Below are 16,267 nucleotides of genomic sequence, written 5' to 3'. Positions count from 1 at the left end.
GCCATGACGACGAGCGGCAGGTCCGGGACCACCACGGCCAGCACGGTCCGCCGGCTCCGACGCGAGGCGCTGGGCCAGGACGCCCTGCTGTTCAGTGCCGCGTTCTCGGCGGGCGCGCTGCTCTACGTCGTCGCCGAGGTCGTGCAGCTCGCCGTCGACGACGGTGCGACGGGCGACCTCTGGTCGGTGACGCTGTCGGAGCACCTCGTCCTGGTCGGGCTGATCGTCGGCGAGCTGTTCGTCGTGGTCAACAACGGCCTGCGGCAGGGCCTGCGGGGCCACAGCATCGGCAAGCACAGGGTGGGGCTCGCGGTCGTCGACGTCGGGACCGGTGCCCCCACCGGCGCGCTGCGCGGCGTGCTGCGCGGTCTCGTGATGGCGGTGCTGCTCGACCTCGCAGCGGCCGCCGTCCCGGTCGGCCTGCCGACGGTGCTGCGCCGGCTGACGCCCGAGGCCTGGCACGTCGGGGGAGCGGCCTACCTCGCGCTGCTGGTGCTGCTGGTGCCTCTCCTGCTGTCGACCGACCGGGGACTCGCCGACCGGCTGGTCGGCACGCGCGTCGTGCTGGGCGTGGGGGAGCGCGCCGTGACGTCCGAGCGACGCAGCCGCGTGCTGACGGTCATCGAGGTGCTGGGCGTCGTCGGCCTGCTGTCGGTCGCGCTGGCCTACATCGCGTTCTTCGCCCAGGTGCTCCGGTTCCCCGACCTGTTCTGACGGCGCGCGTCGCGTGCGGATCGTCTCGACATCATGTATCTTGATATCAAGATACATCGTGGTCCCGGGTTAGGTGAGCCTGACCGTGCGCCGTCGGGCGCCGCTGGGCAGGATGGAACAGACCTCTCGAAGGAGAATGACGATGGCCGTCGACAGCTTCAATTCCAAGGACTCCCTCTCAGTCGGGGACGCCTCGTACGACTACTACCGTCTGGGTGCGGTGACCGGTGAGGGGCTCGACGTCTCGACCCTCCCGTTCAGCCTCAAGGTGCTGCTCGAGTCGCTCCTGCGCACCGAGGACGGTGCCGACATCACGCAGGCCGACATCGAGGCGCTCGCCGGCTGGGACGCCGACGCCGAGCCCTCCAAGGAGATCCAGTTCACGCCCGCCCGCGTGATCATGCAGGACTTCACCGGCGTGCCCTGTGTCGTCGACCTCGCCACGATGCGCGAGGCGATGGCCGACCTGGGCGGCGACGCCACCAAGATCAACCCCCTCGCGCCGGCCGAGATGGTCATCGACCACTCCGTCATCGCCGACGTCTTCGGCACGCCCGAGGCCTTCGAGCGCAACGTCGAGATCGAGTACGAGCGCAACCGTGAGCGCTACCAGTTCCTGCGCTGGGGACAGGGCGCGTTCGACGACTTCAAGGTCGTCCCGCCCGGAACCGGCATCGTGCACCAGGTCAACATCGAGAAGCTCGCCCGCGTCGTCTTCGACAAGCCGTCCGCCGACGGGAGCACGCTCGTCTACCCCGACTCCTGCGTCGGCACCGACTCGCACACCACGATGGTCAACGGCCTGGGCGTCGTCGGCTGGGGCGTCGGCGGCATCGAGGCCGAGGCCGCGATGCTCGGCCAGCCCATCAGCATGCTGATCCCGCGCGTCGTCGGCTTCAAGCTGTCGGGCGAGCTGCCGGAGGGCGCCACCGCCACCGACCTCGTGCTCGTCATCACCGAGAAGCTGCGCCAGCACGGAGTCGTCGGCAAGTTCGTCGAGTTCTACGGCTCGGGCGTCAGCGCGGTGCCGTTGGCCAACCGCGCCACGATCGGCAACATGAGCCCCGAGTACGGCTCGACGATCGCGGTCTTCCCGATCGACGACGAGACCACCAAGTACATGCGCCTGACGGGTCGCGACGAGGAGCAGATCGCGCTCGTCGAGGCCTACGCGAAGGCCCAGGGCCTGTGGCACGACCCCGACCACGAGCCGCGCTTCTCGGAGTACCTCGAGCTCGACCTCGGCGACGTCGTCCCGTCGATCGCCGGCCCCAAGCGTCCGCAGGACCGTGTCTCGCTGACCGAGTCGGCATCGTCGTTCCAGACCGCGCTGGCCGACTACGCGGGCTCGTCCGACGCGTCCAACGTCCAGTCGGTCACGCTCGAGGACGGCACGTCGTTCGACATCGACCACGGCGCCGTCACGATCGCCGCGATCACGTCGTGCACCAACACGTCCAACCCGTCGGTCATGATCGGTGCGGGCCTGCTGGCCAAGAAGGCCGTCGAGAAGGGCCTGCAGCGCAAGCCGTGGGTCAAGACGACGCTGGCACCGGGCTCGAAGGTCGTCACCGACTACTACGAGAAGTCGGGCCTCAACGTCTACCTCGACAAGCTCGGCTTCAACCTCGTCGGCTACGGCTGCACGACGTGCATCGGCAACTCCGGTCCGCTGATCCCCGAGGTCAGCAAGGCCGTCAACGACGGCGACCTCGCGGTCACCGCGGTGCTGTCGGGCAACCGCAACTTCGAGGGGCGCATCAACCCCGACATCAAGATGAACTACCTGGCGTCGCCCCCGCTGGTCATCGCGTACGCGCTGGCCGGCTCGATGGCCGTCGACCTGTTCAACGACGCGCTGGGCCAGGACGAGGACGGCAACGACGTCTTCATGAAGGACATCTGGCCCACGCCGCAGGAGATCGAGGACGTCATCGCGTCGTCGATCGACTCCGACACCTTCAGCCGCGAGTACGCCGACGTCTTCGCCGGCGACGAGCGCTGGCAGAACCTGCCGACGCCCGACGGCGACGTGTTCGAGTGGGACGCCGACTCGACGTACGTCCGCAAGGCGCCGTACTTCGACGGCATGAAGCTCGAGCCCGACGACGTCACCGAGGTGTCGGGCGCGCGGGTGCTGCTCAAGCTGGGCGACTCGGTCACGACCGACCACATCAGCCCCGCCGGTGCGATCAAGAAGGACAGCCCCGCCGGGAAGTACCTCTCCGAGCACGGCATCGAGGCCCGCGACTTCAACTCCTACGGATCGCGTCGCGGCAACCACGAGGTCATGATCCGCGGCACGTTCGCCAACATCCGCCTGCGCAACCAGATGGCGCCGGGCACCGAGGGCGGCTTCACGCGCAACCTGGTCGGCGACGGCGAGGTCACGAGCATCTTCGAGGCGTCCGAGGCCTACGCGGCCGCCGGCGTCCCGCTGGTCGTCCTGACGGGCAAGGAGTACGGCTCGGGCTCGTCGCGCGACTGGGCGGCCAAGGGCACCGCGCTGCTGGGCGTCAAGGTCGTCATCGCCGAGTCGTACGAGCGCATCCACCGCTCGAACCTGATCGGCATGGGCGTCCTGCCGCTGCAGTACCCCGCGGGCCAGACGGCCGAGTCGCTCGGCCTGACGGGCGAGGAGTCGTTCGACTTCACGGGCATCACCGAGCTCAACGAGGGCCGCACGCCCAAGACCGTCCACGTCGCGGCCACCGCGGCCGACGGATCGGTCGTCGAGTTCGACGCCGTCGTGCGCATCGACACGCCCGGCGAGGCGAACTACTACCGCAACGGCGGCATCATGCCGTACGTCCTGCGCAGCCTGCTCGACTGACGTCCGCTGCGCATCTGCGCAGGTCAGAGGGTACGAAGGGGTGTCGCCGAACCGGCGGCACCCCTTCGTCGTGCCCGTGACCGGACGAAATGTCGTCCGCCGCACCAATTTGTTGTCCGAGTTGCTGGACGTGACCCCCGCCACGCTATACGTTGTCCCAAACAACAAACGCGTTACGTGGGCGAAACATCCTCGGCCAGGACGCACAACGGAGGAAGTGGAGGCGGTCTGGTGAAGCGGACACGCAATCTCGTGCTGGCATCGGTCATGGGTTTGACTCTCGCGCTCAGCGCGTGCGGCAGCAGCGACAGCAGTGGTGGCAGCGACGGCGGCAGCACCGGCGGCGGCGACAGCGCGGCCAAGGGCAAGATCGGCGTCATCCTCCCGGACACCAAGTCGTCCGTGCGGTGGGAGAGCGCTGACAAGCCGGCGCTCGAGGCGGCCTTCAAGGCTGCCGACGTCGACTACGACGTCCAGAACGCCGAGGGCGACGCCGACAAGATGGCGACGATCGCCGACGGCATGATCACCGACGGCGTGACGGTCCTCGCGATCGTCAACCTCGACTCCGACTCGGGTGCGGCCATCGAGGCCAAGGCGGCCAAGCAGGGCGTCAAGACGATCGACTACGACCGTCTGACCCTCGGCGGCTCGGCCGACGTCTACATCTCGTACGACAACAGCAAGGTCGGCGCCCTGCAGGGCGAGGGCCTGCAGAAGTGCCTCGAGGCCGACGGCAAGACCGACGCCAACATCATCTACCTGAACGGCTCGCCGACCGACAACAACGCGACCCTGTTCTCCGAGGGTGCGCACAGCGTCCTCGACAAGGTGTCGACGTACAAGAACGCCGCCGAGCAGGCCGTCCCGGACTGGGACAACGACAAGGCCGTCACGATCTTCGAGCAGCTCTACACGAAGGTCAGCGGCAAGGTCGACGGCGTCTACGCGGCCAACGACGGCCTCGCGGGCGGCGTCATCTCGATCCTGAAGAAGAACGGCCAGAACGGCAAGGTGCCGGTCACCGGTCAGGACGCCTCGGTCGAGGGTCTGCAGAACATCCTCACGGGTGACCAGTGCATGACGATCCAGAAGTCGGCCACCGGCCAGGCCAAGGCACTCGCCGAGACGGCGATCGCCATGGTCAAGGGCGAGGACGTCAAGACCACGGGCACCGTCAAGGACGACACGGGCAGCCGTGACGTCCCGTCGATCCTGCTGGACCCGGTCGCGATCGACAAGACCAACGTCCAGGCCGTCGTCGACGCCGGAGACCTGAAGGCCTCCGACATCTGCACCGCCGACTTCGCGAAGCTCTGCGAGGAGAACGGCGTCAAGTAGCACCCAGGGGTGCGGTCCGCCGGTCACGCCGGCGGGCCGCACCCGCTGCTGCTCGCACCACCCCCGTCACATCTCGGAACCAGCACCTCGGAAGGCTCACCATGAGCGACACGACCCCACTCCTGCAGCTGCGCGGAGTCAACAAGAGCTTCGGCGTCGTCCACGTCCTGCACGACGTCGACCTCGCCATCTACCCCGGTCAGGTGACCGCCCTCGTCGGCGACAACGGCGCCGGCAAGTCGACGCTGGTCAAGGCCATCGCAGGCATCTACCCCGCTGACACCGGCGACTACCTCTTCGAGGGCGAGAAGGTCTCGGTCCACGGACCGAAGGACGCCGCGGCCCTCGGCATCGAGATCGTCTACCAGGACCTCGCCCTGTGCGACAACCTCGACATCGTCGAGAACATGTTCCTCGGTCGCGAGAGCAAGAACGGCATCGTCCTCGACGAGTCGACGATGGAGGCCAAGGCCCGCGAGGCGCTCAAGTCGCTGTCGGTCCGCACCGTCAAGTCGGTGCGCCAGAGCGTGTCGAGCCTGTCGGGCGGCCAGCGCCAGACCGTGGCGATCGCCAAGTCGGTGCTCTGGAACTCCAAGGTCGTGCTGCTCGACGAGCCGACCGCTGCCCTCGGCGTGGCCCAGACCCGCCAGGTGCTCGACCTCGTGCGCCGCCTGGCCGACTCCGGCGTCGGCGTGCTGCTGATCTCGCACAACCTCACGGACGTGTTCGAGGTCGCCGACCGCATCACCGCGCTGTACCTCGGCCGCGTCGCGGCCGACGTCGCGACGAAGGACGTCACCTCGCGCCAGGTGGTCGAGCTCATCACGACCGGCACATCATCCGACCTCGACGTGGCCCCGCGCCCGTCCACCACCGTCTGAACCGGGGGACACACCACTCATGGCTGACATCATCAGCGACGCGGAGCAGGCAGGCTTCGCCAACGACCTCACGCAGTCCAACACCCTCGGCGACTCCGTCAAGGCCTACGTGCAGCGCGTGCGCGGCGGCGACATGGGCGCCCTGCCGTCGATCGCCGGACTCGTGGTCCTGTTCATCGTCTTCGGCCTGGCCAACGACCGCTTCCTGTCGAACCTCAACATGGCCAACCTGGCCACGCAGGCCGGCTCGATCATCATCCTCGCGATGGCGCTCGTGCCGGTGCTGCTGCTCGGCGACATCGACCTGTCGGCCGGTGTGGCCGGCAGCACGGGTGCCGCCGTCATGGGCCTGCTGATCGTCGACCACGGCCAGGGATGGGCCGTCGCCGTCGTGGCCGGGCTGCTCACGGGCGCCGTCATCGGCATCGTCACGGGCGTGCTCGTCGCGAAGCTCGGCATCCCGTCGTTCGTCGTGACCCTGGCGTTCTTCCTCGGCCTGCAGGGCGTCCTGCTCAAGCTGATCGGCGAGGGCGGGTCCGTCCGCATCGACCAGCCGGTCATCAGCGGGATCGCGAACACCAACATGAGCGTCCTGGCCGGCTGGATCGCGGCGGTCGTCATCATCGTCGTGTTCGCCGCGCTGCGTCTGCTGCAGCACCGCCGCAAGGTCGCGCAGAACCTGCAGCACCAGCCGCTGGCCGTCGTCATCGTGCAGATCGTCGCGATGGCCGTCGTGCTGCTGGGCATCACGCTGATCCTGAACCAGAACCGCAGCGTCAACCCGAACTTCCCGATCGAGGGCATCCCGTACGTCATCCCGCTGGTCGTCGTCCTGCTGATCGCCTGGACGTTCGCGCTCGGCCGCACCACCTGGGGACGCCACGTCTACGCCGTCGGCGGCAACGCCGAGGCGGCCCGTCGCGCCGGCATCAACGTCGACCGCATCCGCATCTCGGTGTTCATGATGTGCACGACCATGGCGGTCGTCAGCGGCATCGTCCTGGCCTCGTACGGCGGCAAGGTGTCGACGGCGTCCGGTGGCGGCAACACGCTGCTGTACGCGGTCGGTGCGGCCGTCATCGGTGGCACGAGCCTCTTCGGTGGCAAGGGCAAGGCCAGCAACGCCGTCGTCGGTGGCCTGGTCATCGCGACGATCGCCAACGGTCTCGGCCTGCTGGCCCAGGCCTCGTGGATCAACTACGTCGTGACCGGCGGCGTGCTGCTGCTCGCGGCCACCGTCGACGCGATCTCGCGCAGGCGGCGTTCCGCGACAGGCCTGTAACCATGGCCTCCGCGGGGCGCGCGGGAGTCGGCACCAACCAGGAGGACGTGCGTCGGCACAACCTGGGCACCGTCCTGGGGCACATCCACCGGGCGGGCCGGCTCTCGCGGGCCGAGCTGACGACGCGCATGGGCCTCAACCGCAGCACCATCGCGGGGCTCGTCGCCGAGCTGGAGTCGTTGGGACTGGCCGAGCAGGCCAAGCCCTCCGGCGCCCGGCTCGGCGCGGGCCGCCCGTCGGTCGACGTCAAGGCCCGCAACGGGGCGTACGTCCTGGCGGTCGACCTGCGGGTCGACGGCCTGACGGTCGCCCGCGTGGGTCTCGGCGGGGTCATCCAGTCGCGCGCGACCGGACCGGTGCCCGCGGGGCACGACCCGCACGCCGTCGCGGGCTCGGTCGTCGACCTGATGCGCTTGGTCGTCAAGGACGTCGAGCCCGACGCGGCGCTGGTCGGCGTCGGCGTCGGCGTGCCGGGGATCATCCGGGCCGATGACGGGCTGGTGCGCTTCGCGCCCAACCTCGACTGGCACGACGTGCCGTTCGCCGAGATCCTCGGCGTCCGGCTGGGCGCCCTCGGCGTCCCCGTGCTGGGCAACGACGCCGACCTCGGCGCGCTGGCCGAGCACCTGCGAGGGGCCGGCGTGGGCGTCGAGGACCTCGTCTACCTGTCGGGCGAGGTCGGCGTCGGTGCCGGCGTCATCGTCAACGGTCACAAGCTCGAGGGCGCCGGCGGCTACGCGGGCGAGATCGGCCACATGCCGTTCCAGCCCGACGGACGCCTGTGCCACTGCGGTGCGCGCGGGTGCTGGGAGACCGAGATCGGCGCCGACGCGATCGCCGCGGCGATCGGCTGCCCGCCCGAGCGGGTCGGCGCGCTGGGGGAGTTCCTCGAGGGCGTGCACGACGCGTCGCCCGAGCTGCGGCTCGTGGGATCGCACCTGGGACGGGGCATCGCGGGCATCGTCAACATGCTGAACCCGCGGGTCATCGTGCTGGGCGGCTACCTGCGCTCGTTGTTCCCGCTGGTGCACGAGGACGTGGAGGCGCAGCTGGCCGTCCACGCGTTGACGGCGCCGCGCGAGCTCGCACGCGTCACGCTGCCCGGCCTGAGCGGCGACTCGGTGCTGCACGGCGCGGCCGAGCTGGCCTTCGAGCCGCTGCTGGCCGATCCGGTCGAGCGGCTCGCGGCGTCGTGCCGCGACGCCGATGCGGCGCTGGCCAGCTGAGCGGTTCAGTAGGATCGTGTCGTGCAGCGCGATCTCTTCTCGGCAGCCGGCGGCCTGCGCCCGGGGCTCGACCAGGTGGACTGGGCGTCCACCCCGCTGGGCGCGGTCGACACCTGGAGCCCGACGTTGCGCGGCACCGTCGACCTGATGATGCACAGCAAGTTCCCGATGACGCTGCTGTGGGGACCGTCGTTCGTCGTGCTCTACAACGAGGCCTACGTCGAGCTCATCGGCGACAAGCACCCGGCCGCGATCGGCGCGCCCGCCGAGGTCGTGTTCGCCGAGGCGTGGCCGCAGATCGCGCCCATGATGCAGGGCGTCGCCGAGACGGGTGAGGCGCTCCTGGTCGAGCACGCCCTGGTGCCGCTCGAGCGCCACGGCTTCCTCGAGGACTGCTACTTCACGTTCTCGTACTCGGCGGTCCGCGGCTCCGACGGCACGATCGAGGGCGTCATCGACGTCGTGACCGAGACGATCCGCCAGGTGCAGGGGCAGCGACGCGTCGAGCTGCTCGCGCGGCTGTCCGAGGAGCTCGCCGACGTCGCGGACGCCGACGACGTCCGTGCCCGCGCGCTGCAGGTGCTGCGCGGCGGGTCCGACGAGCTCGAGGTCGTCGACATCCGCGAGGCCACCGTCGACGAGCACGGTCGCACGACCGGCCTGCCCGACGCCCCGGACGAGCCGCTCGACGGCGAGCACGTCGTCGTCCAGACCCTCGACGACGGTGCCCGGATCGCGTGGGCGGTGGCGGGCGCCACCCGGGCGGGCGTCGAGCCGTTCGTCCTGGTGCTGCGACTGGCGCCGCGGGTCAGGGTCGACCGCGACCTGCGCGACACGATCCGCCTGGCCGCCTCGATCGTCGGCAGGGCGTTGGGACGCGCCCGGACCGAGCAGGCCGAGCGGGCGCACCGCGAGCTCGAGGCCCAGCTGTCCGAGACGCTGCAGCGCAGCCTGCTGTCGCGCCCCGTGCAGCGCGACGACGTCCAGGTGGCCGTGCGCTACGTGCCGGCCTCGACCGAGGCGCAGGTCGGCGGCGACTGGTACGACGCCTTCGCGCTGCCGCACGGCGACCTCGCCGTCGTCATCGGCGACGTGACAGGTCACGACCGCGACGCGGCGGCGATGATGGCGCAGCTGCGCAACCTGACCCGCGGCGTCTCGATGACGGCGCGGCAGACGCCCGCCGAGGTGCTGTCGTCGCTCGAGGGCGCGGTGACGGGCCTGCAGCTCGACGTGCTCGCGACGGCGGTCGTCGCCCACCTCGCTGATGCCGCCGACGACGGTGCGATGACCTTCGGCTGGTCGAACGCGGGTCATCCGCCGCCCGTGCTGGTCTCGCCCGACGGCGTCGCGACGGTGCTGCACCGCAAGGCCGACGTCCTGCTGGGCCTGCTGGCCGCCGAGCGGGTCGACCACCACGTCGTGGCTCCCGTCGGCAGCACGGTGGTGCTCTACACCGACGGCCTGATCGAGCGGCGCGACCACGACCTCGACGACGGGTTCGCGTGGCTCGAGCAGGTGCTCGCCGACACGCAGCACCTCGACCTCGAGCAGGTCTGCGAGCTGTTGCTCGCGCAGATGCCCGGCACGGTCGACGACGACGTGGCGCTGCTGGTGCTGCGCACCGGACCGGTGCCGCGATGACGGTGTGGCTCTGCGAGGCCTGCGCCGTCGAGCGCGGACCCTCCGCCGACGCGCCCGGGCCCTGCCCGATCTGCGACGACGAGCGCCAGTACGTCCCCGCCGCGGGCCAGAGGTGGACGACCCTCGAGCGGCTGCGGTCGCAGGGTCGGTCGGTCGACGTCACCCGGGTGTCGGACCGATTCTGGTCGGTCGGCGCCGACGACGTGGGCATCGGCCAGCGGGCGTCGCTGGTCCGCACCGCTGCGGGCAACCTGCTGTTCGACCCGCCGGGCCTGATCGACGCGGCATCGGTCGACCGGGTCCGCGAGCTCGGCGGTGTCGCCGCGATCGTCGCCAGCCACCCGCACATGTACGGGGCGCAGTCGGCGTGGTCGGCGGCCTTCGACGACGCACCGATCTGGGTCGCGGACGCCGACGACCGGTGGGTCGGTCACCGGGTCCCGGCGATGTGCACGTGGACCGACGCGTTCGAGGTGCTCCCCGGCCTGCTGCTCGACCAGGTCGGCGGTCACTTCCCGGGCAGCACCGTCGCGCTCTGGGTCGACCCGCCCGAGACGGGACGCGGCCTGCTGCTGGCCGGCGACGCGATCTTCCCGGTCGCCGACGGGGGAGTGACGTTCCTGCGCAGCTACCCCAACCGCATCCCGCTGTCGGCCGCGGTCGTGCGCCGCATCGCCGCGCACGTCGGTCGGTGGGAGTACGACCACCTCTACAACAACGTCGGGGCCGGCATCGGTCCGGGTGCCGACGCCATCGTCCAGCGGTCCGCGCAGCGCTACGTCGAGTGGGTCAGCGGGGCGAACGACCACCTGACGTGAGACGCCCGTCGAGGCGTCGGGCGGGTCACAGCGTCAGGGAGCCGGAGAACACGTCGCTCAGCGCGTGCTCGGCCGCGCCGAGGGCCGCGGCGTGGATGCCGAGCGAGCTCAGGCGGATGTCGGGCAGGTGCAGGTCGGCGGTCGGCAGGCGCTCGGCCAGGACGGCCCGGGCTGCCGGCACGACGAACTCGCCGAGCGGGACGAAGTAGCCGCCCAGCACGATCGCGGTCGGGTCGAGGACGGCGGCGAGCGTCGCGAGGCCGCGCCCGAGGTCGAGGCCCAGCACCTCCAGGGCCGCGCGCACCCGCTCGTCCGATGAGGCCCGCTCCGCGACGGCGGTCGCGGTGCGCAGGGGGGTCGACTGCTCGTCCATGCCGACCGCCGCGAGCATCGCGCGCAGGCCGACCGACGCCTCCCAGCACCCCAGGCGTCCGCAGCCGCACGGTGCCGCGGGGGCACCGATCGGCATGTGGCCGACCTCGCCCGCGAAGCCCGACCCGCCACGCACGATCGTCCCGCCGCGCACGATGCCGGCGCCGATGCCGATCGTGCCGGTCAGGTACAGCGAGTCGTCGACGTCGGTCGCGACGCCGTGCGACGCCTCGGCCAGGGCCGCGCAGTTGGCGTCGTTGTCGACGGTCGTGGGGCAGTCGCCCCCGAAGGCCTCCTCGAGCTCGTCGGCCAGTGCGCGACCGTCCCAGCCGAGGTTGGGTGCCCACGAGACGGTCCGGCTGTCGTGGGCCACGAGGCCGGGCACCGCGACGGTCGCGCTGACGACGGAGCGCCCCTCGGCCACCAGGGCCGACCGGACGTCGGTCGCGAGCCCGACGAGCTCGCGGGCGCTGGGCGGCTGCCCGGCCGTCGTGACGGGGCGGGTCTCGACGACCACGACCCGACCGGCCAGGTCGATCGCGACGGCCGCGACGTAGTCGACGTTGACCTCGAGCCCCAGCCCGATGACGGACTCGCCGGTCAGGGTGACGGGACGCCCCGGACGTCCGCGGCCGGACGGCCCCGAGGGCGACGCGGTGTCGCCCTCGGTGACCGCCCGACCGTTCTCGAGCTCGGCCACGATCGTCCCGACCGTGGCCTTGGCCAGCCCGGTGCGCCGGGCCAGCTCGGTGCGCGTGGCAGGACCGTCGGCACGCAGCGAGCGCAGGACGAGGCCGGTGTTCTGGCGTCGCACCTGCTCGGTGCCCGTGGGGGCCCCGGCGTGCCGGACGGTCTGGGCCACGCTCAGCGCACCCCGTACAGGTGCTCGAGGGCGAGCTGGTCGAGGTGCTCGAACGCGGCACCGCGGGCGGCGAGCTCGTCGGGGTCGGCCATCGTGGCCGTCTCGAGCTCGGCCCAGCCCTCGCCCTCGCCGAGCGTCGGGACGGACAGCTCGGGCAGCTTGGCGGCCTCGAGGGCGGCCTGGACCTCGGGGTCGGCGCGGAACGCCTGCACCTTGTCGCGCAGCACGAGGTAGTTCGTCATGCAGCCCGCCGCCGACGCCCAGACGCCGTTGTCGTCCTCGGTGCGGGGCGTCTTGAAGTCGAAGTGCACGGGGCCGTCGTAGCCGCCGGCCAGGATCGTGTCGACGACCCAGAAGGCGCCGCGGACGTTGCCCGCACCGAAGCGGAAGTCCTGGTCGTAGCGGGGTCCGCTCTGGCCGTTGAGGTCGATGTGGAACAGCTTGCCCTGCCACAGCGCCTGCGCGTAGCCGTGCGCGGCGTTGAGCCCGGCCATCTCCTCGTGCCCGATCTCGGGGTTGACGCCCACGTTCTCGGAGCGGTCGAGCGTCTCGATGAACGCCAGCGCGTGGCCGATCGTCGGCAGGAGGATGTCGCCGCGGGGCTCGTTGGGCTTGGGCTCGATCGCGAACTTCATGTCGTAGCCCTTGTCGTGGACGAACTCGCCCAGGACGTTGAAGGCCTCGCGGTAGCGGTCGAGCGCCGCCGCGACGTCCTTGGCCGCACCCGACTCGGCGCCCTCGCGGCCGCCCCAGCACACGTAGACCTTGGCGCCGAGCTCGGCGGCCAGGTCGATGTTGCGCATGACCTTGCGGATCGCGAAGCGGCGGACGTCGCGGTCGTTCGACGTGAAGCCGCCGTCCTTGAAGACGGGGTGCGTGAACAGGTTCGTCGTGGCGGTCGTGACGACCAGGCCGGTGTCGTCGAGACCCTTCTTCCAGCGCTGGATGATGCCGTCGCGGGTCGCGTCGTCCGAGCCGAACGGGATCAGGTCGTCGTCGTGGAAGTTGACGCCGTAGGCGCCGATGCGGGCGAGGTTCTCGAGCGCGTAGACGGGGTCCATCGGGGCGCGGGTCGCGTCGCCGAACGGGTCACGTCCGCCGTAGGCGACGGTCCACAGACCGAAGGAGAACTTGTCGGACGGGGCGGGGGTGGGGATGGTCATGCTCTGCCAATCTGTTGTGGGTGCTGGATGTCGGGGGTGGGGGGTGCTCAGTGCCACGCGGCGGTGCGGTCGCGCAGCTGCGCGTAGGCCTCGCGCACGGCGGGCGTCGCCTCGGCCTCGTACGTCTCCGAGGCCGGAGGCGTCCAGTCCGGGAGGGTGGACGATCCGGACAGCGCCCAGGCGGCCTGGCGGGCGGCGCCGAGCGCGACGTACTCGCCGGGGGCCGGGACGGTGACGGGGGCCCCGAGGACGGCCGGGGCGAGCGCGTGCACCGCGGGGTTGGCCGCGGCGCCGCCGACCATCAGGATGCGGCGGACCGGCTCGCCCGTCATCGACGTCACGAGGTCGACCGCGTCGGCGAGCGAGCACAGGAGCGCCTCGAAGGCCGCTCGCGCGACGTCCTCGCGGGTGGTCGCGGCCGTCAGGCCCGACCACGTGCCGGTGGCGTCGGGACGGTTGGGGGTGCGCTCGCCCGCGTAGTACGGCGAGATCGTCAGCCCGTGGGCGCCCGAGGGCGCGGCGAGCGCGAGGCGTCCGAGCTCGTGGTGGTCGACGCCGAGCAGCGCGCACTGCAGGTCGAGGATGCGCGCGGCGTTCATCGTGGTGCCCATGGGCAGGAAGTTGCCGGTCGCGTCCGCGAACCCGGTCACGGCGCCGGTGCCGTCGGAGACCCTCGTGGTGCTGATCGTCGAGGCGACGCCCGAGGTGCCGATCGAGACGACGACGTCGCCGGGGCCGAGGTCGAGCGCCAGCGCGGCGGCCATGTTGTCGCCGGTTCCCGCGCCGAGCACCAGGCCCGAGGCCGTGACGGCGGCGGTCTCGGCCGGGCCGACGATGCGGGGGAGGGCGACGGCGTGGCCGATCGCCGCCTCGGCGAGGTCGGGACGCCACGCGTCGTCCGCGGTCGAGAAGTAGCCCGTGCCCGACGCGTCGCCGCGGTCGGTGAACGCCTCGCCGCCCGTGACGTGGCGCGACACGTAGTCGTGGGGGAGCAGCACCTCGGCCGTGCGTCCGGCGGCGTCGGGCTGGTGGTCGCGCAGCCAGCGCAGCTTGGTCGACGTGAACGACGCGACCAGCACGCTGCCGACCGCCTCGGCGCACGCGTCGGGCCCGCCCAGCTCGTCGATCAGCGTCCGGGCCTGTGCCGCGGAGCGGGTGTCGTTCCAGAGGATCGCGTCGTGCACCGGCGTGCCGGAGGCGTCGAGCGCGACCATGCCGTGCTGCTGGCCGCCGACGGCGAGCGCGGACGCCCGGTCGAGCAGGCCGGCGGTCGCGGTGTCGAAGGCGTCGAGCCAGGCACGCGGGTCGACCGAGGTGCCGGGCGGGTGGGGTGCCGAGGCCTGCTCGACGACCCGTCCGCTCGAGGCGTCCACCAGGACGGCCTTGGTGGACTGGGTCGAGGAGTCGATGCCGAGCACCAGGTCGTCTGCCATGCGTCATGTTTAATACGACTCTTGAACTAAGTCAACACCCGACACGACGTCGTGCCGGTTGGCACGACGTGCTGGGGCACCGAGCGGCCGCGCGTCCGTAGGCTGAGGGCGTGACGATCCACTCCGACCACCCGTTCGTGCCGCCCGAGGGCGATCGCGACCCGCTGCGCCGCCTGCGGGGGCGCATGCCGTCGCCGGTCACGGTGTGGGCGACGGGCGAGGGACGCGGGCGGGCGGGCCTGACGATCTCGTCGCTGCTGGTCGCCGGGGGAGAGCCCGCCCGGGTGCTGGGTCTCGTCGACGCCGACTCCGACTTCTGGGACGCCGACCCGGCGACGTGGGTCGTCAACGTGCTGGGCGTCGAGCACCGCTTCCTCGCCGACGTCTTCGCCGGCACCGCCCCGGCACCCGGCGGTCCGTTCACGTCGGGCACGTGGACCGACAGCCGGTGGGGCCCCGTCCTCGACGGGTCGGCCGGCTGGATGGGCGTGCGGCTGGCCGACACCGAGCCCCGGCCCGTCGGCTGGGGGCTGCTGGTCGAGGCGGTCGTCGAGCACGTCGAGATCGGCGACGCCGACGCCATGATGCACGTGCGCGGACGCTATCGCGAGGTCGGTCCGGCGACCTAGGGTCGCAGCATGACCAAGCCGTCCGTCGACCCCGCCCGCTGGACCCCGCCCGCCCCCGCGCGGGCCGGACACCCCGTGGCACCGCCCGGCCTGCGCGTCGTCGAGACGTCCGGCCACGGCACCGAGGACGTCGCGGTGCTGGCGGACGGCACGGTCGTCACCGGCGTCGTCGACGGGCGCCTGCTCGCGATCGACCCGCTGACCGGCGACGAGACCGTCGTCGCCCGGACCGGCGGGCGGCCGCTCGGCATCGAGGTGCACCCCGACGGCGGGCTCGTGGTCTGCGACGCCCACCGCGGGCTGCTGCACGTCGACGAGGGGGTCGTCACGGTGCTCGCCGACGCGTTCGAGGGCGTGCCGTTCCGGTTCTGCAACAACGCCGCGGTGGGTCGCGACGGCACGATCTTCTTCACCGACAGCTCGACCAAGTTCGGCATCGACCACTGGCGCGGCGACCTGATCGAGCACCGTCCGACGGGGCGGCTGTTCCGCCGCGATCCCGACGGCACGCTCTCGCTGCTGCTCGACGACCTCGCCTTCGGCAACGGCGTCGCCCTCGCGGCCGACGAGTCGTTCGTCGTCGTCGCCGAGACCGGTGCGTACGCGCTCCGGCGCACCTGGCTGACGGGCGACCGCGCCGGGGTCACGGAGCCGTTCGGCACGGTGCTGCCGGGGTTCCCCGACAACATCTCGACCGGCACCGACGGCAACGTGTGGGTCGCGGTGGCGTCGCCGCGCGACGCGGCGCTCGACGTCCTCCTGCCGCGCCTGCCGCTGCTGCGACGGCTCGTGTGGTCGCTGCCCCCACGCCTCCAACCCCAGCCGAAGCGCCTGATCCGGGCCATGGCGTTCTCGCCCGACGGCGCGCTGGTGCACGACGTGGCCGGCGAGCACCCCGGCTTCGGGATGCCCACGGGGGTGCGGCAGTCCGGCGACGCCGTGTGGCTCGGCAGCCTCGAGTCGCCCACGATCGCCGTCTTCGACGTCCCCCGACCCGGCCCATCGGACGGCGCGCTCGGACGACCTCGATAGACTGACCCCTATGCCCGATCCGGGTGAGCCGCAGACG

At 71.7% G+C, this 16,267-nt stretch carries 13 protein-coding genes; 10 read left to right on the top strand and 3 right to left on the bottom strand.

The genetic code is table 11. The annotated features are described in order from the left end of the window. The first annotated feature begins 3 nt into the window (after positions 1-3). From IFT73_RS06775 to IFT73_RS06740, 8 genes are all read left to right on the top strand, one after another. Positions 4-714 carry a hypothetical protein gene (locus IFT73_RS06775; protein WP_192166892.1) on the top strand — a complete coding sequence of 237 codons (711 nt, stop codon included), beginning with the start codon at positions 4-6 and terminating at the stop codon, positions 712-714. A gap of 142 nt (positions 715-856) precedes the next feature. Next, entirely contained in the window at positions 857-3,547 is a 2,691-nt protein-coding gene (gene acnA / locus IFT73_RS06770; protein ID WP_192166891.1) for an aconitate hydratase AcnA, read from the top strand. Positions 3,548-3,778: 231 nt separating this feature from the next. Then, entirely contained in the window at positions 3,779-4,888 is a 1,110-nt protein-coding gene (locus tag IFT73_RS06765) for a sugar ABC transporter substrate-binding protein (RefSeq protein WP_056609073.1), read from the top strand. A gap of 101 nt (positions 4,889-4,989) precedes the next feature. After that, positions 4,990-5,769, top strand: coding sequence for an ATP-binding cassette domain-containing protein (locus tag IFT73_RS06760; protein WP_056609071.1), 780 nt, complete (start codon positions 4,990-4,992; stop codon positions 5,767-5,769). Between the two features lie 19 nt (positions 5,770-5,788). Beyond that, a complete protein-coding gene (locus tag IFT73_RS06755) occupies positions 5,789-7,051 on the top strand; it encodes a sugar ABC transporter permease (RefSeq protein WP_192166890.1) in 1,263 nt (420 codons plus the stop codon). 2 nt (positions 7,052-7,053) lie between these two features. Next, positions 7,054-8,277 (top strand): ROK family transcriptional regulator, encoded by a 1,224-nt coding sequence (locus IFT73_RS06750; RefSeq protein WP_056609068.1) that lies wholly within the window; start codon positions 7,054-7,056, stop codon positions 8,275-8,277. A gap of 21 nt (positions 8,278-8,298) precedes the next feature. After that, complete coding sequence (locus IFT73_RS19250; RefSeq protein WP_192166889.1) at positions 8,299-9,921, top strand: PP2C family protein-serine/threonine phosphatase; 1,623 nt, start codon at positions 8,299-8,301, stop codon at positions 9,919-9,921. Next, entirely contained in the window at positions 9,918-10,739 is an 822-nt protein-coding gene (locus IFT73_RS06740; protein ID WP_192166888.1) for a hydrolase, read from the top strand. The genes IFT73_RS19250 and IFT73_RS06740 overlap by 4 nt, the downstream gene beginning before the upstream one ends. Before the next feature lie 25 nt (positions 10,740-10,764). Here IFT73_RS06740 and IFT73_RS06735 read toward each other — a convergent pair whose 3' ends face one another. The 3 genes from IFT73_RS06735 to xylB are packed head-to-tail and all read right to left on the bottom strand — an operon-like array spanning position 10,765 to position 14,569. After that, positions 10,765-11,973 (bottom strand): ROK family transcriptional regulator, encoded by a 1,209-nt coding sequence (locus IFT73_RS06735; RefSeq protein WP_056609062.1) that lies wholly within the window; start codon positions 11,971-11,973, stop codon positions 10,765-10,767. A 2-nt stretch (positions 11,974-11,975) separates the two neighbouring features. After that, positions 11,976-13,136, bottom strand: coding sequence for a xylose isomerase (gene xylA, locus IFT73_RS06730; protein ID WP_056609060.1), 1,161 nt, complete (start codon positions 13,134-13,136; stop codon positions 11,976-11,978). A gap of 47 nt (positions 13,137-13,183) precedes the next feature. After that, the gene (xylB, locus tag IFT73_RS06725; protein ID WP_192166887.1) at positions 13,184-14,569 is read right to left on the bottom strand and encodes a xylulokinase; all 1,386 of its coding nucleotides are present in this window, start codon (positions 14,567-14,569) and stop codon (positions 13,184-13,186) included. A gap of 110 nt (positions 14,570-14,679) precedes the next feature. Between xylB and IFT73_RS06720 the strand changes: the two genes are divergently transcribed. Then, positions 14,680-15,198 carry a flavin reductase family protein gene (locus IFT73_RS06720; RefSeq protein ID WP_056609054.1) on the top strand — a complete coding sequence of 173 codons (519 nt, stop codon included), beginning with the start codon at positions 14,680-14,682 and terminating at the stop codon, positions 15,196-15,198. 9 nt (positions 15,199-15,207) lie between these two features. Next, positions 15,208-16,230, top strand: coding sequence for an SMP-30/gluconolactonase/LRE family protein (locus IFT73_RS06715; protein ID WP_192166886.1), 1,023 nt, complete (start codon positions 15,208-15,210; stop codon positions 16,228-16,230). Positions 16,231-16,267: the final 37 nt, after the last annotated feature.

The organism is Aeromicrobium sp. CFBP 8757, from assembly GCF_014841755.1.
Lineage (GTDB): Bacteria > Actinomycetota > Actinomycetes > Propionibacteriales > Nocardioidaceae > Aeromicrobium.
Note: the sequence above shows the minus strand (reverse complement) of the source record. Positions and strands in the feature narration are given on the sequence as shown.